This window comes from Pseudobutyrivibrio ruminis AD2017 (genome assembly GCF_000424305.1).
GTDB classification, from domain to species: domain Bacteria; phylum Bacillota; class Clostridia; order Lachnospirales; family Lachnospiraceae; genus Pseudobutyrivibrio; species Pseudobutyrivibrio ruminis_B.
On record NZ_KE384162.1, the window covers coordinates 293,069 to 314,723 of the forward strand.

General features: G+C 35.8%; 16 protein-coding genes. All 16 read right to left on the reverse strand.

The window, feature by feature from the left end; all coding sequences use genetic code 11:
• Positions 1–18: 18 nt before the first annotated feature.
• Complete coding sequence (locus G611_RS0111615; protein ID WP_242824282.1) at positions 19–2,859, reverse strand: penicillin-binding transpeptidase domain-containing protein; 2,841 nt, start codon at positions 2,857–2,859, stop codon at positions 19–21.
• Positions 2,846–3,391 (reverse strand): rod shape-determining protein MreD, encoded by a 546-nt coding sequence (gene mreD / locus G611_RS0111620; protein WP_051195243.1) that lies wholly within the window; start codon positions 3,389–3,391, stop codon positions 2,846–2,848. Before mreD ends, G611_RS0111615 begins: the two co-directional genes overlap by 14 nt.
• Positions 3,388–4,248, reverse strand: coding sequence for a rod shape-determining protein MreC (gene mreC / locus G611_RS0111625; protein ID WP_028243756.1), 861 nt, complete (start codon positions 4,246–4,248; stop codon positions 3,388–3,390). The genes mreD and mreC overlap by 4 nt, the downstream gene beginning before the upstream one ends.
• 12 nt (positions 4,249–4,260) lie before the next feature.
• Positions 4,261–5,274, reverse strand: coding sequence for a rod shape-determining protein (mreB, locus tag G611_RS0111630; RefSeq protein ID WP_028243757.1), 1,014 nt, complete (start codon positions 5,272–5,274; stop codon positions 4,261–4,263).
• Between the two features lie 63 nt (positions 5,275–5,337).
• Positions 5,338–6,624: an aminotransferase class I/II-fold pyridoxal phosphate-dependent enzyme gene (locus G611_RS0111635; protein WP_028243758.1), complete on the reverse strand. Its 1,287-nt coding sequence runs from the start codon at positions 6,622–6,624 to the stop codon at positions 5,338–5,340.
• The gene (miaA, locus tag G611_RS0111640) at positions 6,617–7,564 is read right to left on the reverse strand and encodes a tRNA (adenosine(37)-N6)-dimethylallyltransferase MiaA (RefSeq protein ID WP_028243759.1); all 948 of its coding nucleotides are present in this window, start codon (positions 7,562–7,564) and stop codon (positions 6,617–6,619) included. The genes G611_RS0111635 and miaA overlap by 8 nt, the downstream gene beginning before the upstream one ends.
• Positions 7,564–9,411 carry a DNA mismatch repair endonuclease MutL gene (gene mutL / locus G611_RS0111645; protein WP_028243760.1) on the reverse strand — a complete coding sequence of 616 codons (1,848 nt, stop codon included), beginning with the start codon at positions 9,409–9,411 and terminating at the stop codon, positions 7,564–7,566. The genes miaA and mutL overlap by 1 nt, the downstream gene beginning before the upstream one ends.
• Positions 9,411–12,002 carry a DNA mismatch repair protein MutS gene (gene mutS, locus G611_RS0111650; protein WP_196801574.1) on the reverse strand — a complete coding sequence of 864 codons (2,592 nt, stop codon included), beginning with the start codon at positions 12,000–12,002 and terminating at the stop codon, positions 9,411–9,413. The genes mutL and mutS overlap by 1 nt, the downstream gene beginning before the upstream one ends.
• Positions 12,003–12,037: 35 nt before the next feature.
• Positions 12,038–13,621, reverse strand: coding sequence for an NAD(P)/FAD-dependent oxidoreductase (locus G611_RS0111655; protein ID WP_028243762.1), 1,584 nt, complete (start codon positions 13,619–13,621; stop codon positions 12,038–12,040).
• Positions 13,618–14,832 carry an NAD(P)/FAD-dependent oxidoreductase gene (locus tag G611_RS0111660; RefSeq protein WP_028243763.1) on the reverse strand — a complete coding sequence of 405 codons (1,215 nt, stop codon included), beginning with the start codon at positions 14,830–14,832 and terminating at the stop codon, positions 13,618–13,620. Before G611_RS0111660 ends, G611_RS0111655 begins: the two co-directional genes overlap by 4 nt.
• A gap of 4 nt (positions 14,833–14,836) precedes the next feature.
• Entirely contained in the window at positions 14,837–16,519 is a 1,683-nt protein-coding gene (locus G611_RS0111665; RefSeq protein ID WP_028243764.1) for a putative polysaccharide biosynthesis protein, read from the reverse strand.
• A gap of 7 nt (positions 16,520–16,526) precedes the next feature.
• Positions 16,527–17,654: a DUF3048 domain-containing protein gene (locus G611_RS0111670; RefSeq protein WP_028243765.1), complete on the reverse strand. Its 1,128-nt coding sequence runs from the start codon at positions 17,652–17,654 to the stop codon at positions 16,527–16,529.
• Between the two features lie 19 nt (positions 17,655–17,673).
• A complete protein-coding gene (gene ybeY, locus G611_RS0111675; RefSeq protein WP_028243766.1) occupies positions 17,674–18,171 on the reverse strand; it encodes an rRNA maturation RNase YbeY in 498 nt (165 codons plus the stop codon).
• Positions 18,168–19,361, reverse strand: coding sequence for a hypothetical protein (locus G611_RS0111680; RefSeq protein WP_028243767.1), 1,194 nt, complete (start codon positions 19,359–19,361; stop codon positions 18,168–18,170). Before G611_RS0111680 ends, ybeY begins: the two co-directional genes overlap by 4 nt.
• Before the next feature lie 2 nt (positions 19,362–19,363).
• Positions 19,364–20,347, reverse strand: coding sequence for a PhoH family protein (locus G611_RS0111685; RefSeq protein WP_028243768.1), 984 nt, complete (start codon positions 20,345–20,347; stop codon positions 19,364–19,366).
• Between the two features lies 1 nt (position 20,348).
• Positions 20,349–21,653, reverse strand: coding sequence for a pyrimidine-nucleoside phosphorylase (locus G611_RS0111690; RefSeq protein ID WP_028243769.1), 1,305 nt, complete (start codon positions 21,651–21,653; stop codon positions 20,349–20,351).
• Between the last annotated feature and the right edge of the window lie 2 nt (positions 21,654–21,655).

Consider the following 21,655-nt stretch of genomic DNA (forward strand, 5'->3'; position numbering starts at 1 on the left):
TTTTCTTCTCCAGTAATTTTAATCTGTAACTTGATTTTCTGAATTTGAAACAATATTTGCTTCTCCATCTATTATATCCTCAGTTTCAGTAACTCCAAAGTAGTAAGCTAAAATATCCTTAGAAACTTCTGCAGCATTGTGAGAAGTATAACCATAAGCAATACGTGTTGCTATTGAAACTTCTGGATTATTATAAGGAGCAAAGCCTATAAACAACGCATGGTTTGGACGGTTTGAAACCTGCTGAGCAGTACCAGTTTTACCGGCAACTTCAACAGAGAATCCATTAAATGAAGATAATGATTCGCAAACCATTCTCATACCATAATGAATAGCATCCCATTCAGAGCTATTTAACACATCAACCGTGTTTCTAATAGTTGGCTTGTAATTCTTAATTACATTACCCTCCGCATCCTTTACACTATCAAGCAATGTTAAATTGTAAACATTGCCCTTGCTTGCAATAGCTGTAGCATATCTAGCTAAGCCAACAGTTGTAAAGTTGTTATCAGACTGTCCGATGGCCGCCATGACAGGGTATTCTGTTGCAATATGAGGCGAATTTTCTTCGATTTCTACACCTGTAGTTTCATCTAAACCATAAAGTGATGCATATTTAGTAATCTTATCAATACCCTTAACGTCATCATAAGCACCATCTCCGCCAGCAAGTCTCCAACCAACTTCGTAGAAGAAATAGTTACAAGAATCTCTAATGGCTTCAGAAACATTGATGCTTCCGTGATTGCTAGGATAAATCCAACACTTAGGGTTGTTAGATACCTTTGTAAATTGACCCAAGTCCACGATTTCAGAAGATGTTGTGATGACATTTTCTGAAAGACCAGCTGTAGAGCTGACAATCTTAAATGTAGAACCAGGAGCTGTGCGCTGCTGTGTAGCATAGTTATACAAAGGATTTGCCGCACTGTTGGTCAAATATGAATAGTAATCAGAATCAACTGAATTTGCTAATTTATTATTGTCATAGCCTGGGTATGTAACCATGGCAAGTACTTCGCCTGTTTTTGCATCAAGCATAACAGTTGAACCAGAGCATGGATCCAAGCCAATCTGACCTGGTGTGATTTCAAGAGATTTAATCTTCTTTTTCATGAAATCAAAGGCTGTTATCTTACCACCCGAAATAGCAGCATAGTCCTCGTCATCCTTAGATAAAATATCCTGTTCATATAGAATCTGGCAAAGCTGCTGCCCAGTAATACCATCATCTAACAGTAAATATTTGTAAACAAGCTTTTCAAAGTTACTATCATTAGAAAGATAATCTATTACATAGTCTACTAAATCCTTGTAAAGCTCTTCTGTATCGGCGTATTTTGCCTCAGACTCATATTTTGTAATATCAATCCAGTTTTGTTCAATTGCATAGATTAAATATTTATTTACGGCCATCTCCTCTGAAGTCCAACTTGTCTGAACATCTGAAGAAGTATCTATTGCACTAGCATCAAATACACCTAAGCTTTTAAGCTTTGTAACGATATAGGTTGAATATGCCTGATATTCCTTTGGCAAATCCTTGTAAACCACTTCGTTGTTAGCTCTAAGCTGAGTACGTAATGTTTTTAAAACTTCTTTTTCTTTTGCTGTATAAGCCTTTAAAACTGCTTTTTCAACATCAGAAGCATTAGCGTCATAAAAGGCATTGATATCTATAAGTCCGTTTTTGATAAGTGAATAATAAACATCATAAATAGGTACAATAACATCTGATGATGAATTGATATTAGATTCCTTTATGTTTTGAATCTTGGAATACAAAATACCAGCAATCTCCTGTTCAAGAAGAATGTATGCTGCCTTTTGTAAATCCATATCTATAGAAAGATAAACATCATTACCAGATTCAGAGGCCTTGTACTCTCCTTCTGCAATGGTATTACCAACACTATCTACGTAGATGGTCTCATAGCCCTTTGTACCTGAAAGATAATCATTCATGTACTTTTCTATACCAGACTTACCTACTACATCTGTAGTTTCTACGTTTTCATCTGTTTTAGATAATTCATTGTATTCAGATGTAGAAATCTGACCTGTATATCCAATGATATGAGCGAAATACTCGCTATCTACGTATCTACGTAAGGATTTTTCTTCAACATCAACACCTGTAAGCTCGTTAATGTTTTCTTTGATGAAGGCAACAGATTCTTGAGATACATCTGAAGCAATAACAGTTGAAATGTACTTCTGATATGAGTTCTGACCCATATTGTAACGAACAACCATTATTTCATATTTAAGCTTCTTGGAATATTTGTCAGAGATGTTGTAAACCTTGTCACCCTGAAGATAATCAATTATTTGGTCTGGTGTAGCTGTAGCCTCATCAAAACCAAGTTTTTCGTTATATTCTAGATCATCAATACTGTTTTTGCCGAAAACATCAGCTCTAAATCGTTGTAAAGATGTTCCAGAGCTTAAAAATTGATACTGACCTGAAGAATCAATAAAAATACCAAAATTATTATCGATTCTGTCGCCGTTTTGTTCTAGCTTCTTTACAATACGACCGATTTCCCTATTGAGGCTCTCACTTCTTTCAGCTTTGGAACTATATGTACCATTATCTTGGATGGTAACAGCATAAACTAATTCGTTATAGGCAAGTAGATTTCCATTTCTATCGTAAATGTTTCCTCTTGTGGCTGGAATTGTTTCTGTTTTTTCGAGCTTAAGATTGTAGTTATCCTGGTATTCACTACCGTTAATAATCTGTAAATAAAAAAGACGTGAAATAAGAACAGTAGCAAATGCAATCATTGCTACTGAAACTACACGAATACGTGATGATAAAAAGTTTTTTAAAAAGTCCTTAATAATTTCCAATTCTATCAGAACCTTTCTTTTCTAATTTTTCTACCCAATTGTTTAAGTGAAGAATAATATAATAAACAAAAATGGATACTAATAAAGTATAAACAACCTCAGGTAAAATGATATTCATCAAGTAAAAGTAAAAATCATGCTGAGATCTGATAGCAAATAAAACTAAGAATGTAATTATTCCATATATAAAATCGCTTGTTCCAATTAAAATCATAGGCAATCTTAAATCATCACCAAAAAACTGTTTTCTGAACAAGCCATTGAGGAATCCGATATACATGTAAATTAATGCATAAGTACCGAAGATTCCTCCTGAAAAAATATCTAATAATAATCCAGAAAAGAAGCCTGTTAAAATTCCATATCTTCTACCCTTCATGAAACCATAGGTAGAAACTATACAAATGATGACATTGGGAGTAACTCCCGCCAGTCTAAGACGACTGAAAACGCCCATTTGTAGAAGGAAGCTTACGTAAATGACGATAGCAATTATTATTACTTTTTTAATTTGCTGTTTAACGTCACTCATTTCTGATAAGACTCCTTTTGCTGTAAAATAACTAATACATCTGAAAGATGTTTAAAATCAACTACTGGTGTAACTGTTCCAGATTTTGTAAGTTCGTTTTCGTCTAAGGAAACGCTAGAAACATATCCAATCATTAAACCTGGTAAATATTTATCAGATATGTTTGAAGTAACAATAATATCTCCAATAGCAACCTTATCTTCGTCGTCATCAAGATTAGAGAATAAAATAAGGTTGTCGCTTGTCATGCTTTCAAGTGAGCCAGAAACAATACAATTGTCTTCTGTAGATGAAATAGTTGCGCTGACATTAGATGTATCATCAATGATAGCTCTAACTACTGAATAAGACTCGCCAACAGATGAAACAATACCAACAAGGCCACCATCTGCAATGACATTCATGTTCTTTTCTATTCCATCCTTAGAGCCCTTATCGATGGTGAAGGTATTGAACCAGTTAGAGGTTCCCTTACCAATGATTCTAGCTCCAGTTGTTTCATAATCGTAATATGTCTGATCAAGCTCGTATAAATCCTGAAGTTCATCAAGCTCTTTTAGCTTAAGCTCCATGTTGCTAATAGTCGAATTTAAATCATCGACCTGTGCTCTTAATTCTTCATTCTCTTTAACAAGCTCTTCTTTTGTCTTGGTATCGGCTGATGAAACTGCAATGCTACTTCCAATGTAATCAATTCCCTTTTGCATAGGAATAAACATATGGTTAGCAATAGTCTTAAGAGGTCCACCTGAAAAACTTGTTGAATAGCTAAAAAATAAAAGCATTATGCAAAGAATAGATAAAATCATGAGTAAGTATTTACTTTGAATACTTCCGCCGTTTTTTCTTTGTCTCATATTTCCTCTTTATTATTTAAAAATTCTATTTTTCATGCTATATCCATAAATCTTGTATTTAGAATCTGAAAGAACCTGACCTAAACCTCTAACACAAGATTCCTGAGGATCCTCAAAGGCATTAACCTTGATGTTAGTAACCTGTGAGAATAAATCTGTAAGCTGATAAAGCTGTGATGTACCACCTGTAAGATAAATACCAGAATGAACAATATCCTTTGCAAGCTCTGGTGGAACCTTTTCAAGAATAAGCTTTACGTTTGCACAGAAAGCCTCTAAATCAGTCTTGATAGCATTGTAGATTGTGTCACTTTCGATTTCCATTTCGATTGGAAGACCGCTAACTACGTCTCGACCTACAACAGTAAGCTTACCGCCTCTGCCCTCAAGAGCTGAGCCGATTTCTTCCTTAAGCTGCTTAGCAGTCTTCTGACCAATAACAAGATTAAAGTTACGCTTTAAGTATGTAACGATAGATTCATCAATCTGATTTCCTCCGAATGGAAGGAGCTCTGATAATACTAAACCACCTAAAGAGATAACTGAGATTTCAGTTGTGTCTGCACCTAAGTCAACAACCATAACACCTGTTGGCTCAGATACATCAAGTCCAAGACCGATAGCTGATGCGATAGGCTTTTCACATACACGGATTGAATGAGGCTTGTTCTTTGATTTGCTGAATAAATCTGCAAAAGCCTTCTTTTCTACTTCTGTAATATCTGTTGGTACAGCAACTACAATATCGCTGCCTTTGATTTTACCCTTAAGATCATGCTCTAAAACCTGGAAAAGTAATGTTTGCATGTTATCAAAATCTGCAATAACACCAGAGATGATTGGGAAAGAAACATTGATTGTCTCAGGTGCCTTCTCGTACATAGAATATGCGCTATCTCCGTAAGAATACATCTGATTCTTATTAACAATAGCAATTGTGTTTTTAATATTAGTGATTGAATTGTTAGAACCACTGAAAACCTTTAGGTTCTGTGTTCCAATATCAATACCAAATGAATTGGCCATGACATTCCTCCATATATTTAAACTTATAGTATTTAAGCATTTTTGCTCATAATCATAAAAATTTTAACACAGTTGAGATGTGTTCACAAGGCAAGCATCCACTAGTTTTTGTAATGATTTAAGAATACCTATCTTAGCGTGATTCCATGTGAGACCACCCTGGAAAAATGCAGTATATGGAGCACGAAGTGGACCATCAGCTGATAATTCGATAGATGAACCCTGTACGAATGCACCTGCTGCCATAATTACCTGGCTATCATAGCCTGGCATATCCCATGGCTCTGGTGTAACGTATGAATCTACAGGAGCTGCTGCCTGAATTCCCTCACAAAAAGCGATAAGACCTTCTGGCTTATTAAATGAAACCGCCTGAATGATATCGTATCTTTCCTCTGTTGAATTAGGGATACATAAAAATCCAAGCTTTTCATATACGTTTGCTGCAAAAATCGCACCCTTAAGAGCGCCTGCAACAACTGTTGGTGCAAGGAAAAATCCCTGGTAAAAGGACTGCATAATTCCTAAAGATGCACCTACCTCTTTTCCAAGTCCTGGAGATGTTAATCTATGAGCTGCATTTTCAACGCAAGCCTTACTACCCACGATATAACCACCGATAGGAGCAAGTCCGCCGCCTGGATTCTTAATTAAAGAACCAACGCACATGTCAGCTCCAACCTCTGTAGGCTCAATCTTCTCAACAAATTCGCCGTAGCAGTTATCAACCATGCAGATTATATCTGGCTTGATGTTTTTGATAAAGGAAATAAGCTCTCCTATCTTTTCTACAGAAAGTGTAGGTCTATTTGCATAACCCTTTGAACGCTGGATTGTAACAAGCTTTGTTTTTTCGTTGATGGCAGCTTTGATTCCATCATAATCAAAATCGCCATTATCTAATAAATCAACCTGTGAGTATGTGATTCCATATTCTGCAAGTGAACCATTTGAAGGTCTGATACCGATAACCTCTTCAAGAGTATCGTAAGGCTTTCCAACAGGTGAAAGAAGCTCATCGCCTGGTCTTAAGTTACTCATTAATGCAAGTGCAAGTGCGTGTGTTCCGCATGTAATCTGTGGACGAACTAATGCATCCTCTGCCTTAAATACAGAAGCGTATACCTTTTCAAGTGTATCTCTACCAATGTCGTCGTATCCATAGCCTGTAGATGTATTAAAGCACTCAGCTGCAACCTTATGCTCCTGCATGGCCTTTAATACCTTAAGCTGATTGTATTCAGCTACATCATCAATTTCTTTAAATCTAGGCTCTAAGCTTTTTACTATTTCATTTCCGTAATCGAATACTTCTTTAGAAATACCGAATTCCTTGTAAATCTCAAACACTTTCTATAATTCCTTTCTCTCTTAAGGTAGATAAAATCTCGTCTAAAAGCATATCTTCCGATGTGTAAACTGTTTTATCTAGCCAAATAACTTCCTTTTCACGTCTAAACCATGTTAACTGACGCTTGGCATAATTTCTGGATTTTTTCTTGATAAGTTCAACTGCGTCTTCTAATGAACCATTGCCATCTAAATAATCTAACAGCTCCTTATAGCCGATTCCATCCATTGCTGTCATGCCCTTTTTTACACCCTTTGCGACAAGTGATTTGACTTCATCTACAAGACCTTCATCAATCATCTTATCAACTCGTGCATCTATGCGATTATACAACAATTGTCTATCATCATTCAGTACAAAATATGCAAAATTATAAGGACTATTTTTTTCTTTTTGGGTAGCATTATGTACAGAAAACTTTTCTCCCGTTTGTTCATAATACTCAATAGCCCTAATTACACGCTTTACATTGGCAGCTGGAATAGATTCAGCAGATTCAGGGTCGATAGCCTTAAGCTTATCATGTAAAGCATCTTCTCCAAATTCTGCGGCAAATTTTTCTAAGCTTTCTCGATATGATTTATCTATTTCATTTTCTGTGAAATCAATGTCGTATAAAATAGCCTGAATATAAAATCCTGTGCCACCACAAATGATTGGAACCTTGCCTTTTGCGTAGATTTCTTCAATGGCAGCTTCTACCATTTCCTTAAAGCGCACTACATGGAAATCTTCAGTTGGGTCGATAACATCAATCAGATGATGTGTAACCCCGTCCATTTCCTCTGGCATAATCTTAGCTGTTCCGATATCCATGCCCTTATAGATTTGCATTGAATCAGCAGAAATAATCTCGCCATTTATTGCTTTGGCGAGATTAATAGACAATGATGTTTTTCCAACGGCCGTAGGGCCTGTTAAAATAACTAAGTTTTTCATTAAACAATCCTTTTGAACTTTTTGGCCAGTTCGTATTCAGAAAATGATATCATTGTTGGTCTTCCGTGAGGACAATGATATGGATTTTCAAGCTTTAATAAATCATCTATTAAGGTTTTGATTTCTGGAAGTGATAATTTGTTGTTTCCTTTAACTGCCGCCTTGCAAGACATTGAAGCTACTCTTTCTACTATCATATCAAATGAATCTGAAGATTTGTAGTTAGCGCAATCTGCAAGGATTTCCATAAATAAAGCCTTTGAGTCAAGATTAAGCATATTTCCAGGAACTCCATTTATGGCAAGCTCGTTACCACCGAAGGATGAAATTTGAAAACCTATTTTTTCGAAGGCTTCGTGATAGGATTCAAATAATAAAACATCCTGTGGTGAAAGTGATATTATAACTGGCGGACTAATCATCTGAGAAGTCATCTCGTTATTCCTAAGTCTGGCCATTGTTTTTTCAAATAACACCTTTTCGTGGGCTGCATGCTGGTCGATGATATACATATTTTTATCGTATTCAATAATCCAATATGTATCAAATACCTGACCAATTATCTTATGCTCTTTAACAGCTTCCTTAGCAAGAAAGCTGATTTGCTCATATTTTTGTCCACCCCTGTTGTTATCAGCAAACTTCTTTTCGTATGGAGTGTCGTTTCTGATTTGAGCTGTAACCTGGGCTTTGATTTTTTCCAATCTGTCTTTTTCAAAAGGCTCAGGCATCTTTACAGGACGCACTGGTTCAACTGGTGCTGGTTCTTGTGGTGGAATAATCTCCACTGTTTTTTGCGAATAAGATGATTCTGTTTTTGTAACAGCAGGTTCATCGATATGAGCCTCAAGAACATCTTCTCTTTTTCTAAGTCTATTATTTATTGTCTTAGTAAGAAGCTCTAATATAAAGCTCTCATCCTCAAATCTGACCTCCTGTTTTGTAGGATGCACATTAACATCTACAACATCAGAATCAAAATCAATATTAATTACAAAAAATGGATACTGATGTCCCATCAAAAAGCCATAATAGCCTTCTTCGCAGGCCTTAGATAGATGATTGCTTTTTATATATCTGTTATTAACGAAAAAGTGCTCAAAAGCACGATTACCTCTGGCAATTACAGATTGTCCTATAAAGCCAGATATTCTAACCTTTTCGTCACTATAATCTATATCTAATACATTTGATGCTATCTGACGGCCGTATATCTGATAGATTGTATCAGACAGGCTTCCGTTACCAGATGTCATTAGCTTTTCCTTGCCATTTAAAAGGAACTTAAATGATATTTCAGGATGGGATAAAGCTAAATGCTCTACAACATCAAAAACATAGCTTCCTTCAGTGCTTTCGGATTTAAGGAATTTCTTTCTTGCTGGAGTATTAAAAAACAGCTGTCTTACGATAAATGTAGTTCCATTTGGAGCACCAATATCTGTAAGTGAAATCTCCTTAGCGCCTTCTATGATGTAGCTGGCACCTAAAAGACTATCCTTTGTTTTTGTAATAAGCTCTACTTTAGCTACAGCTGAAATACTTGAAAGAGCTTCACCTCTAAAGCCTAACGACCTTACAGATGCCAAATCCTCAGCAGACTGAATCTTGCTGGTTGCATGTCTTAAAAAGGCGATTTGGATTTGATCTTTATCGATTCCAGAACCATTGTCTGTAATTCTAAGATATTCGATTCCGCCGCCTTTAATTTCAACAGAAATAGCAGTCGCACCTGCATCTATACTGTTTTCTATAAGCTCTTTTGCTACAGAAGCAGGTCTTTCAACAACCTCTCCTGCAGCTATTTTATCAATGGTATCCTGGCTAAGTATGTTTATTTTTCCCATTATTCATTTACCCTGTTATGAAATTCATACAATAAGTTCATCGCTTCAAGCGGAGTGATTTTGGTTACATCCAAATTCTTTAAATCAGAAATAATGGTAGCATCACTTTCAGAAATAGAAATGCCTGATAGTGACTGAAGCTTTTCTTCCATCTTTTCCTGCATTGCTATTTTGTCTGAAACAGCTGCAATATCATTTTCATTTAAAGAATTAACTATAGTACGTGCTCTAGATAATACCTCTTCAGGAAGCCCTGCCAGTCTGGCAACCTGTATACCGTAGCTTTGATCTGCGCCGCCTGGAATAATTTTTCTAAGGAATATAATATCCTCGCCTAATTCCTGTACCGCTATGCAGTAGTTATGAACTCCTTTTAACTGACCTTCTAATTCGGTAAGCTCATGGTAGTGAGTTGCAAATAAAGATTTAGCACCGATATTGTAAGCAATATGCTCTACCACTGCCCATGCAATTGAAAGTCCATCGTAGGTAGATGTTCCTCTACCAATTTCATCCAAAATAAGAAGAGATTTGCTGGTAGCATTATGTAGAATATTAGCAACTTCATTCATCTCAACCATGAATGTAGATTGACCGGTAGATAAATCATCTGATGCGCCTACACGTGTAAATATTCTATCAACAACACCAATAGTAGCTTCTTCAGCTGGAACAAAGCTTCCTATTTGTGCCATGAGAACTATAAGTGCTACCTGTCTCATGTAGGTAGATTTACCTGCCATGTTAGGACCTGTAATAATTGCGATTGTGTTAGAATCTAAATCCAAATAACAATCGTTTGCAATAAACTGATCTGCATTTATCATCTGTTCAACAACAGGATGTCTACCCTCTTTTATATCAATAACGCCCCTATTATTAATAACAGGTTTAACGTAATGATTCTTTTCTGAAACTACAGCTAAAGAGATGATTGCATCTAAAACTGCAATAGCCTTAGCACTAATTTGAATTCTATCAACCTCTGCAGCTATTGTATCTCGAACTGTTTTGAAAAATTCATACTCGATTGTGTTAAGTCTATCTTCTGCACCAAGTATGCTGTCTTCTAATTCTTTAAGCTCAGGGGTGTAATATCTTTCAGCATTAGCTAAGGTCTGCTTTCTAACATAATAATCTGGAACCAAATCCTTGTATGAATTAGTTACCTCAAGATAGAATCCAAAGACCTTATTAAACTTAATCTTTAAATTTTTAATACCTGTCTTATCACGTTCCTTTGCCTCCAAATCTGCCAGCCATTTTTTGCCATCTATTTTAGCAGCACGAAGTCTATCAACCTCTTCGTTGTAGCCAGTTTTGATAATATCTCCATCTCTAGAAGATATAGGTGGCTCCTCAGCAATAGCTGAATCGATAAGGACATATAAATCCTTTAAATCATCGATATTTGAGTTCAAGTCATTAATAAGATGACATGAAAATCCATTAAGTAAAGCCTTGATTGGGGAAAGCATTCCTATAGACTGCTTAAAGGCAATTAAATCTCTAGGATTAGCCGATTGATATGTAATCTTAGTGATAAGTCTTTCCAAATCGTAAACTGAAGAAAGATATTCTCTAAGCTCTTCTCTATCGATTAGAGATTTGTTAATTTCTTCAATGGCATCCTGTCTTCTGATTATTTCATCGACAGATACAAGAGGTTGCTCTATAAAGCTTTTAAGCTGTCTTGCGCCCATTGCTGTTTTTGTCTTATCTAAAACCCATAAAAGAGAACCTCGCTTTGATTTGTCTCTCATGGTTTCTGTTAGCTCCAGATTTCTTCTGGTAGAGCTATCAATAAGCATGAATTTTCCGTCTGTATAAGGTGTGATGTGAGTTAAATGTGTAAGCTCTGACTTCTGGGTTTCTTTTAAGTAGATTAAAAGTGAGCCTGCAGCCACCTTGCCAACAGGAAAATCTATTAAGCCTAGTCCTTCTAAAGAATGAGCCTTAAAATGATTTAAAAGCTCTCTGGTGCTAAGCGTATCATCAAAATATGATTCATCTAATTGCGAAAGTGCACATTCTAACTTTTCAGCTATATCTGTAATATCTATACCAGATTCATAAAGTGATTTATGATAAATGATTTCCGCTGGATTGAATCTAAAAAGCTCGTCTGTAAATGATCTGGTATTATCTACCTGTGTTAAAAAGAAATCAGCAGTCGATACATCGCAGGTTGCAATACCGAAAACGCCCTTATTGTAAACAAGAGACATAATGTAGTTATTGCTGCCTTCCTCCAAAGCAAGCTGGTCAATGTTTGTACCAGGAGTTACTACCCTGATAACCTCACGTTTAACAAGACCTTTTGCTTCCTTTGGGTCTTCTACCTGCTCACAAATAGCTACCTTATAGCCTCTGGCAACCAATCTGTTTATATATGTATCTGCAGCATGAAATGGAACGCCACACATAGGCGCTCTTTCTTCCATTCCGCATGATTTACCAGTAAGAGTTAATTCTAATTCCTTTGAAGCTGTCTTAGCATCCTCAAAGAACATCTCGTAAAAATCACCTAATCGGTAAAATAAGATACAATCTTCATATTCAGCTTTTGTTTTAAGATACTCCTGCATCATTGGAGTGTATTCTGCCACTAATATTCCCACCTATTCTATATGTTTATGTTTGATATGACTGCTTCAGCTACCTTTATGCCGTCCATAGCCGCTGACGTTATTCCACCGGCATAGCCTGCACCTTCACCACAAGGATAAAGACCAGCTATGTTAGACTGAAACAGCTCGTTTCTGTTAATTCGAACTGGAGATGATGTTCTGCTTTCAACACCACTAAGGATTGCATCATCTCTATCGAACCCTTTTATTTTAGACCCAAATGTACCCATGGCGTCAATAATAGACTGATAAATATCTTGAGAAAATATATCAGAAAGCATTCCAAAGGATGTTTTTCCTTTAGTTTCTGATGAAAATGCGCCATATGTTGAGCTTAACTTGTGTTGCTTAAAATCAGCATAAAGCTGTTGAGGTATTAGTCCGCTGCCTGCTTTAAATGCAGCAGCTTCTATACTTCTTTGGTATTCTATTCCAGAAAGTGGATTTGTTTTATCAAATTCTCTTTCTCCAACCGAAACAACAATTGCGCTATTTGCATTTTTGCTGTCACGCTTTGAATAGCTCATACCATTAACTACAAGCTTGTTTTCTTCAGAAGATGAATTTACAACAAAGCCTCCCGGACACATACAAAACGAATAAACACCTCTGCCGTTATCAAGGTTTGTTGCAAGCTTATATGGCGCAGGCTCAAGCTTTTCAAAAGCATTGTCATACATAACTCTTGAAATCATTTCCTGTGGATGCTCTATTCTAAAGCCTACAGCAAAATCCTTGGCCTCCATATGAATGCCCTTATCAAACAGGCATTTAAATGTATCTCTGGCACTATGGCCGATAGCTAAAATAACATTATCTGATGTGTATTTTTTACCTGATGCCATAACACCTTTAATAGAGCCATCCTCAATGATAAAATCTTCAACCTTTGTATCGAATAAAAATGTTCCCCCAAGATTAATGATTTCATTTCTCATGTTTGCGATTACAATCTTTAAAATATCTGTTCCGATATGAGGCTTGTAATCATAAAGAATATTTGCAGGTGCTCCAAACTTAACAAAGGTCTCTAATACGAACTTATTTCTACCTAATTTGTCATTAACAAGAGTGTTAAGCTTGCCATCAGAAAATGTACCGGCACCACCTTCACCAAATTGGACGTTAGATGCAGTATTAAGTACCCCTGTCTCCCAAAACGCAAGAATATCCTTTGTTCTATCCTCTACCTTTTTACCTCTTTCAATAACAATTGGATTCATGTTATTTAAGGCTAAAATATAGGCAGCAAAAAGACCTGCTGGTCCTGCTCCAATAACGATTGGAGATTCCACCTTTTTTGTAGCCTTAGGTATCGCATATACGATATTTTTATAAAGATTAATATTGTTATCTTTTTTCGATTTTGCAATTATCTTCTTTTCTAAATCAGAAGCTACTGTAACTACAATCGAATATACAAAGAAAACATCTGGCTTTTTTCTGGCATCAACAGATTTCTTTAAAATAGAATAATCCTTAATATCAGCAGAATTAATCCTAAGCTTCTTTGCCACTATATCTATTAACTTAGATTCTTTTTCAAAAACGCTAAGCTTAATTTGATCTACTTTTATCATTTCATCACCTTAATCAAATCATTTGCCGCAATAGTTGCAGATGTATATGCCCAAGTAAGATTGTAACCACCGCAAATACCATCTACATCTAATACTTCACCTATGAAATATAATCCCTTTTGATTCATGGCCTCCATAGTATCTGTGTATATCCCAGATAAATCTACTCCACCGGCTGTAACCTGAGAACTGTCAAAGCCCTTTGTACCATTTATTGAGACTATAAAGCATTTGAAATTATATACAAGATTTTCAATATCCTCGTCATCTAGCTTTGATACCAAAGTATCGCCATAGATTCTCGATAAGCTTACAACCTGTTCAATTGCTTTTTCATTACAAAAGCCTACTAAGCTTGAAAGAATAGATTGATTTTGATTCTTTGAAAATCTATTCTTAATCTCTTCCTTTAGCTGTTCATTAGTAAGATATGGGATAAAGTCAATTCGTATATCCGATAATGCCTTATCTAATTCATCAAAGCCAACAAATCGGCTAATACACATTACAGGGTAACCAGAAATACCATCTTTATTAAACTGTATTTCACCTTCACAAGAATGGTCCTTATAGGTTACATTACCTACTGCTCTGACTCCAGCTAAATCCTTAAGACATATATCATTAGATTTAAGTCCAACTAATGATGGTGCAAGCTTTGTTGTAGGGATTTTGAATTTGTTTGCAAGCTTATAGCCTACCTTAGATGAACCAAGTGTAGCAGCTGAAAGCCCACCAGATGCAACACAAACCTTTTTAGCTTTAATAACAGTTCTACTGGTTGTTACCGTAAATACGTTATTATAATCAACATCTGTAACTCTGTTATCTAAATATAAATCTATATTTAATGAATCTACTTCTTTTTCAAGTGCTTCTCTAATAGTTTTAGCTTGATTAGTGTATGGATAATAATATCCATCAAAATCTCTATCAAATACGCCCAGTTCTTTAAAGAAATTTCTAATTTCCTGATGATTATCAGTAATAAAGGATAAATCAGAATTGCTATAGAAATAATCTTTTGACATTCTACTATTTGTAAAATTACATCTGCCGTTTCCAGTTGAAAGGATTTTTCGTCCTACAATTCTGTTTAAGTCACATAAACATACCAAAAGACCTGCTCTTGCAAGCTTAATTGCAAGAACAAGTCCAGAAAAACCAGCTCCAACTATACAAACGTCATAAATCTTTTCATCTGTATTCATCGAACTACCTCAATAAATGTAAACTGTACGCTATATTGCAAAGCTTATTTCCACCTGGGAATTTAAGCAATGTTTCTTCATCTACGCCCTTAAACATGAATAGTGCAAGGAAATAAACTACAATAGCAAATATAATTGCAATAACACAAGCAAATAAGTTAGCTGCTCTGCGTGATACAGCCATAACAAAAAGTGCATCAAACATGTGATAAATCAAATATGCAACAAGTCCCATAACTGCTGATGCCTCAAGAGGAGCTATAACTACTCTTCTTACATCGATTGATGCTCCTGAGAATCTAAGCACAGCTGATTGGTTAAGTATGCACATTAGTAAAGCATAGAATGCATTTGCAATAATTACAGCATAGATATGTAAATGGAATGCTTCGATTAATATTACAAGTAATACTAGATGAGCTATTAAAGCTATAACTGCATTCTTAACTGGTATAGTCATTTTATCGATTCCCTGCAAAATACCATTTGATAAGGTAGACAGAGAATAAAATACTACCGAGCAGCCACCGATTACTAACATCATAGCGGAAGATTTTTCTGCATCGTTAAATAATAACTGAAGAATTGGTGATGCGAGAACCATTAAACCTACCGCACAAGGGAAAGCGATAATCATAACAAATCTGTTTGCCATGTTAATCTGCTTTTTAACAAGCTGCTTATCATTAGAATTAAAAGCTGCTGTAAGACTAGGCACTGTTGATGCTGCCATAGCTGAAGCTATAGAGAGAGGTACATTGATTAATACCTTGTATTTACCAGCAAATACACCCCAGCTTTTACTTGTTTCTGATGCAGCATAACCCTGTAATAAAGCCAAGTTTTTGAAAATACCCTGGTCAATAATTGAGCTTATATTGTAAACCGTTGTACTAAGTAGCACAGGGATAATAGTCATAATTAAAATTGGTAAGATGTCACTATACGATTCCAATTTCTTGTGATCATCTTTTCTAAGCATCTTTTTAAAAGGCTTCTGAAATGCAAAAAATATAAATAATATAAAAATTAAAGCAAATCCTGCACCAGTAGATGTTCCTAAAGTTCCACCTGCTGCTCCATAAGCTGCAGAATAATTCTTAACATCTCCTAATACTCCGCCTACTCTCTTGCCATAGCTAAATAGAATATTTGCAGCAACTACTGATACTATCGCATTTACGATTTGTTCTCCAATTTGAGAAATTGCACTTGGAATCATTGTTCCAAGACCCTGGAAAAAGCCTCTAAATACACCAAGAAGTGCGACTACAAGTAATGTTGGTGCTAAAACCTTAAGGGCAATAGCTGAAAGAGGTGTTTTTAATAATGTTCCAGTGAAGAATTCTGCGCCAAAAAATACAATTAGTGATGCTATTCCACCACTTATAAACGCAAAAAGAAGGGCGCCGCCTAAAACCTTGTTTGCGTCCTTTACGTGCCCCTTAGCCATTCTTGCAGATACAAGTTTTGAAACTGCAAGAGGAATGCTATATGAAGATATAAGTAATATTATGTTATAAATTTCGTAGGCAGTGCCGTAATAATCATTTCCCGTATCCCCAATAGTAGCCGTAAGTGGGATTCTATAAATGAGTCCCACTATACGGCTAATGATTGAAGCTATAGCAAGGATTGATCCTTGCATTAAGAAACCGGCATCGCCTCGCTTGTTTCTTTTTGTCATAAACTAATTATTTTGCCTTACTAAAATCTGATTTGTTTGCATAATACTGAGTCTCATCAGTGTATTCCCTCTGACAAGCCTGAATCCAAGTAGTACCAATGTTAAGCTGAATTTCTTCACCTGTTTTTAAATCATAGTAATGTGTAACATCTGTATCGCCGTCCTTAGACCATACGATATCAATCATCTTACCATTAGTGATGTACTTACCTGTTCCAGTATTGTAAGAAAGTAAATATCCTAAATACTGTGAGCCTTCATATGTCCACCACTCAACGTTCTCGATAATGATGTTCTTAGCAGTAAGCTGCTGACCTGATGCACCATCTACCTGCTTCTGATTGAATTCGTATCTATAATACAAACCATCATCCTCGTTGTAAATCCAATAAGGCTTGTTTGTATAATAGTATAACTGGATTGCCTGACAATCTTCTCCTGACTCAAGAGCATTGCCATCAGCAGCAAATTTGAAGTGAGGTTCGTAGTTTGAAGGAAGTGCTGTATCATAGCCTAACTTCTTGATACCAATATCGATACCCTCTGAGTTTGTATAAAGTGTATGCTCAGACTTACCTGTACGATATGAAGCAGCTGAACCCTTCTTACCTTCAAGTGTTAAAGCGTTAAGATTATCTACAAGATTCTTATCATCGATAAGCTCAAAAGCTGCTGGGTTTCCACCTGCATGCATGTAAATAGCATCATACTCACTTGCAAAGTAAACGTAATATGGACGTGAACTTCTTACATTACCAATTTGATCAAGACCTGTGTAATCATCGAAGAGTGCCATCATACGTGTGATGCCGCCTTCAACTACACACTCATATATAACACCAGCATTTGCAATACCGTATTGTGGTAAGCAAGCCTTTGTGTTCTCAATCATAACCGCAACAGGACGCTGTCTTCCGTATTTTGGGTCTACCCATTCACCTGAAAGATAGCTTCGAACTTTACCATCTTCAGAGGTCTGATCCCAAAATGCAACTGATGAATCAACAGGTGCTTCCTGCTCTTCCATTGCTACATCAACTGTGGCATCAGACGAATCCTCCGTTTTTTTGCCGCAACCAACAAGTGACATAGCCATTGTCAGCACGAGTAATGCGGATACCAATTGTTTTTTCATAGATTAGTTTCTCCTTTTTTTAATTTCGTGAAATATTAAGTATGTCTAATATTTCTCGTTGTTTTTGTTCCATAACTGCAGCTTCAGCCTCAGTCATGTGATCAAACCCAAATAAATGTAACATACTATGGGCTATAAGAAAAGCATATTCTCGGAGTACCGAATGTCCGTATTCTTCTGCTTGTTTGTAGATTCTAGGAACGTTTAGTACTATATCTCCAAGAATTACTTCTCCTGATTCAGGGTTAAATAAATCATCATTGTTTTCTATATCAGAAAAATCCCCAGGTGTGCTATATTCAATCATTGGGAATGAAAGCACATCTGTTGGTGAATCAATATTTCTAAATTCTTTGTTTATGGCATGAATGCCATCGTCGTCTGTTAGTGTAACGCTTAATTCTGCTTCAAAAGGAAATGAAAGATGATCAATAGCTGTGTTAATAACATCATTTGCTACCTTTTCATAATCAAAATCAAATCCCTCTTCACATTCACTTTCAATAAAAACTGTCATGCTAAAATATCCTCATTTGCTAATATTTCTCTAATAACAAGGAACTGGTTCATGGTAAGTCCTGAGTTATCATAAAAACCTTTTTGAGATAACTCATTAATTGTCTGGTATATAACCATATTTTGATTCCAAGAACTACTCATTGAATCAGCATCAAATAATTCTACCTTTGTAACTACCGAATCAACCATATGAACTATTGCTGATTCCTTGGTACTTGGCAATGAAACAATACCACCATATTCCGATAAGATTTTAATCACATCATTAGGAAAACAATGATTATTTGCTATTTTAATAGCATTATCTATCATAGGCTCGCCTTCGATTTTACCTAAGCGATAATAGAAGGCTGCGCAGGCAGCTAAGCTGTCATTAGCATTTATAGCCTTTGCACATTTTCTAGACAGATTAGAAATCCTTTTTGCATGCTGAAATTCAATAAAAGAAAACTTACGAATTTCATTATACAAAGAATAATCAGGATCTAGATATCCTTCATAAGTTGTTACCTGCGCTTTTTCAACAAACAATCCAAGTAAAGGAAGTATACAAACTGTAATCAGACAAGCAGCTACTCCAACTCCTAAGCCATATACTAAAACTGATAATGTCAGCTCTAGATAGTTAAAATAATAAAAAATAATGGAAATAAGTGTTGTTGTTGCAAACAATAAAACTAATGCATAAAGCTTTTGCAGATTCTCACTTCTTCTAAGAAAATTAACAATTACATTTCCAAATAGAACCATTGTAACATAGCAAAGAATCATATAAGCACCATAGTCAAAGCACAGTGAAGTTATGATAATCAAATACAAGCTAAATGCATATGATAAGCTATCATCAAAAACAGCACTTGCTATGATAGGAAGAACTATCATTGGTGCAAAAAAGCTAGGTGCAAATGCTGAGCATAAAATGGTTATTCCCCATTCTATAGCTATTACAAATGCAATCTTTCCATATGATATGTAATTATATTCAGGCAACTTATTCTCAAGTCGTCTTCGAATTATTAAAAGCAAAAACAAACAGAAAAAGCAAATATTAATTGCAATCATACAAATGTATTTATCAATTAATACTGAAGCTAAAGAACTTAATAAAGTGTTTGCAGCTATAAAAATAATTCCAATTAAAACAGCATAACCAACTCTGATTGAAGAAAATCTATCGGTCTGTCTCATTATTATTTTGTCCTTTTTCTGCTTTCTAATTTTTTGTCGTGAACTTCATAAGCATTAACAATCTTCTGTACTAAAGGATGTCTTACAACGTCTTTTGAATCCAAATTGCAGATTTTAATATCATCAATGTTTTTAAGAACACTCATGGCATCATCAAGTCCAGATTTAACACCATTTGGTAAATCCTTTTGAGTCTTATCACCAGTAATTACAGCTTTAGAACCAAATCCAATTCGTGTTAAAAACATTTTCATCTGGGCTGGTGTTGTGTTTTGTGCTTCATCCAGTATGATGAACGCATTATCAAGAGTACGTCCTCTCATATAGGCAAGAGGAGCAACCTCTATTAAACCCTTTTCCATATTACGCTGAAAGCTTTCAGCACCCATAATTTGATATAAAGCATCATATAATGGTCTTAAATATGGATCTACCTTACTTTGTAAATCTCCTGGCAAGAAGCCAAGCTTTTCTCCTGCCTCTATAGCAGGTCTTGTAAGAATGATTCTTGATACTTCTTCGTTTTTAAAAGCTGTGATAGCCTTTGCCATGGCAAGATATGTTTTACCAGTACCTGCTGGTCCAACTCCGAAAACTATCATGTTATCAGAGATAGCATCTACATATTTCTTTTGTCCTAATGTTTTTGGTGCTACAGGCTTACCTGTTGTTGTATGACAGATAATTTCGCCTCTAGCTTCTGAAACATCATGCTTTTCAATCTTTTCCTGTTCAATCGACATAATGTAATTTACATCCTGTGTAGTAATAATACTTCCCTTTTTAGAAAGGGATAAAAGCTCATCTATCACAATTATTCCATGTTCTACATGAGCTTTATCTCCTACGACCTTTATAGAATCATCTCTAGGTATAAAAGAGATATTCATGCCCTTTTCAATTGCCTTTATATTTTTATCAAACTGGCCAAAAATGTTATCTACATGGTCTGCAGGAATAGTTATAGTTAAAGAAAAATCACTCATATTATTCAACAATATCAATAATCAATTTCATGTGGTCACATTTTTCAGGGCTAACTACTGTTGCGCCTTTAATCATTTCAATAGCATGCTTTGCTTTCGCTTCATCATTTGCATGAACATAGCAAATAGGCTCACCCTTCTTTACTTCATCGCCAACCTTCTTGTTAAGGACAATACCAACTGACATATCAATAACATCCTCGAAAGTTTCGCGGCCACCACCAAGTGACATTGAAGCAAGACCGAATGTCTCGGCCTTAAGTGCATGTACGTAACCATCAATTTCAGATTCTACTGGTATGACATATTTTGCAGGTTTGAAGTTCTTAATATCCTTTGCGTAAGAAACATCTCCACCCTGAGCACCAATAAACTGAATGAATTTCTCAAAAGCCTTTCCACTGGCAACAGCCTCTTCCATAAGCTTTCTTGCCTTAGCTTTATCAGTTTCGATTTCAGAGAATACGATCATCTGTGAGCCAAGCTCATAAACAACTTCCATTAAATCCTCTGGACCGTTTCCGTTTAATGCTTCGATAGCTTCGATAACCTCTAAATTATTTCCTACAGCAAATCCAAGTGGCTCATCCATGTTTGTAAGAACAGCTGCAATCTTTTTATCAGCACGCTTTCCAATGTCTACCATTGATTTAGCAAGCTCTAAAGCTGATTCTTTATTCTTCATAAATGCACCGTCACCAACAGTTACATCAAGAACGATTGCATCTGTACCGGCAGCAAGCTTTTTAGACATGATAGAACCTGTGATAAGAGAAATCTCATCTACAGTAGCTGTAACATCACGAAGAGCATAAAGCTTCTTATCCGCTGGTGCTAAGTTCTTAGACTGTCCTGTAACAGCAATCTTAATATCATTTACCTGTTTAACAAACTGCTCCTCTGAAAGGGCTCCGTTAAATCCTGGAAAAGCCTCAAGCTTATCAATAGTACCACCTGTATGGCCTAAACCTCTTCCGCTCATTTTAGCAACTGGAACACCAATTGAAGCGATGATTGGTCCAAGTACTAAAGTAACCTTATCACCTACACCGCCTGTAGAATGTTTATCAATTTTTACTCCATCGATTGAAGAAAGATCAAGGATATCTCCAGAATCGCGCATAGCCATTGTAAGATCATAACGTTCTCTAACATCCATGCCCTTGAAATATATCGCCATTAAAAGCGCAGACATTTGGTAATCAGGGATTTCATCATGTGTATATCCATTAACAATATGATATATTTCCTCTGTTGTTAAAGCCTCCCCCATTTTCTTCTTTTCAATTAAATCGTACATTCTCATAT

Excerpts from the sequence above, each read along its gene's own strand:
- ybeY (WP_028243766.1), bottom strand. The coding sequence starts at position 18,171 with ATGACAGTTTTTATTGAAAGTGAATGTGAAGAGGGATTTGATTTTGAT.
- mreB (WP_028243757.1), bottom strand. The coding sequence starts at position 5,274 with ATGGCCAATTCATTTGGTATTGATATTGGAACACAGAACCTAAAGGTT.
- G611_RS0111655 (WP_028243762.1), bottom strand. The coding sequence starts at position 13,621 with ATGATAAAAGTAGATCAAATTAAGCTTAGCGTTTTTGAAAAAGAATCT.
- mutL (WP_028243760.1), bottom strand. The coding sequence starts at position 9,411 with ATGGGAAAAATAAACATACTTAGCCAGGATACCATTGATAAAATAGCT.
- mreD (WP_051195243.1), bottom strand. The coding sequence starts at position 3,391 with ATGAGTGACGTTAAACAGCAAATTAAAAAAGTAATAATAATTGCTATC.
- G611_RS0111665 (WP_028243764.1), bottom strand. The coding sequence starts at position 16,519 with ATGACAAAAAGAAACAAGCGAGGCGATGCCGGTTTCTTAATGCAAGGA.
- miaA (WP_028243759.1), bottom strand. The coding sequence starts at position 7,564 with ATGAAAAACTTAGTTATTTTAACAGGCCCTACGGCCGTTGGAAAAACA.
- G611_RS0111670 (WP_028243765.1), bottom strand. The coding sequence starts at position 17,654 with ATGAAAAAACAATTGGTATCCGCATTACTCGTGCTGACAATGGCTATG.
- G611_RS0111685 (WP_028243768.1), bottom strand. The coding sequence starts at position 20,347 with ATGAGTGATTTTTCTTTAACTATAACTATTCCTGCAGACCATGTAGAT.
- mreC (WP_028243756.1), bottom strand. The coding sequence starts at position 4,248 with ATGAGACAAAGAAAAAACGGCGGAAGTATTCAAAGTAAATACTTACTC.
- G611_RS0111690 (WP_028243769.1), bottom strand. The coding sequence starts at position 21,653 with ATGAGAATGTACGATTTAATTGAAAAGAAGAAAATGGGGGAGGCTTTA.
- mutS (WP_196801574.1), bottom strand. The coding sequence starts at position 12,002 with ATGATGCAGGAGTATCTTAAAACAAAAGCTGAATATGAAGATTGTATC.
- G611_RS0111680 (WP_028243767.1), bottom strand. The coding sequence starts at position 19,361 with ATGAGACAGACCGATAGATTTTCTTCAATCAGAGTTGGTTATGCTGTT.
- G611_RS0111660 (WP_028243763.1), bottom strand. The coding sequence starts at position 14,832 with ATGAATACAGATGAAAAGATTTATGACGTTTGTATAGTTGGAGCTGGT.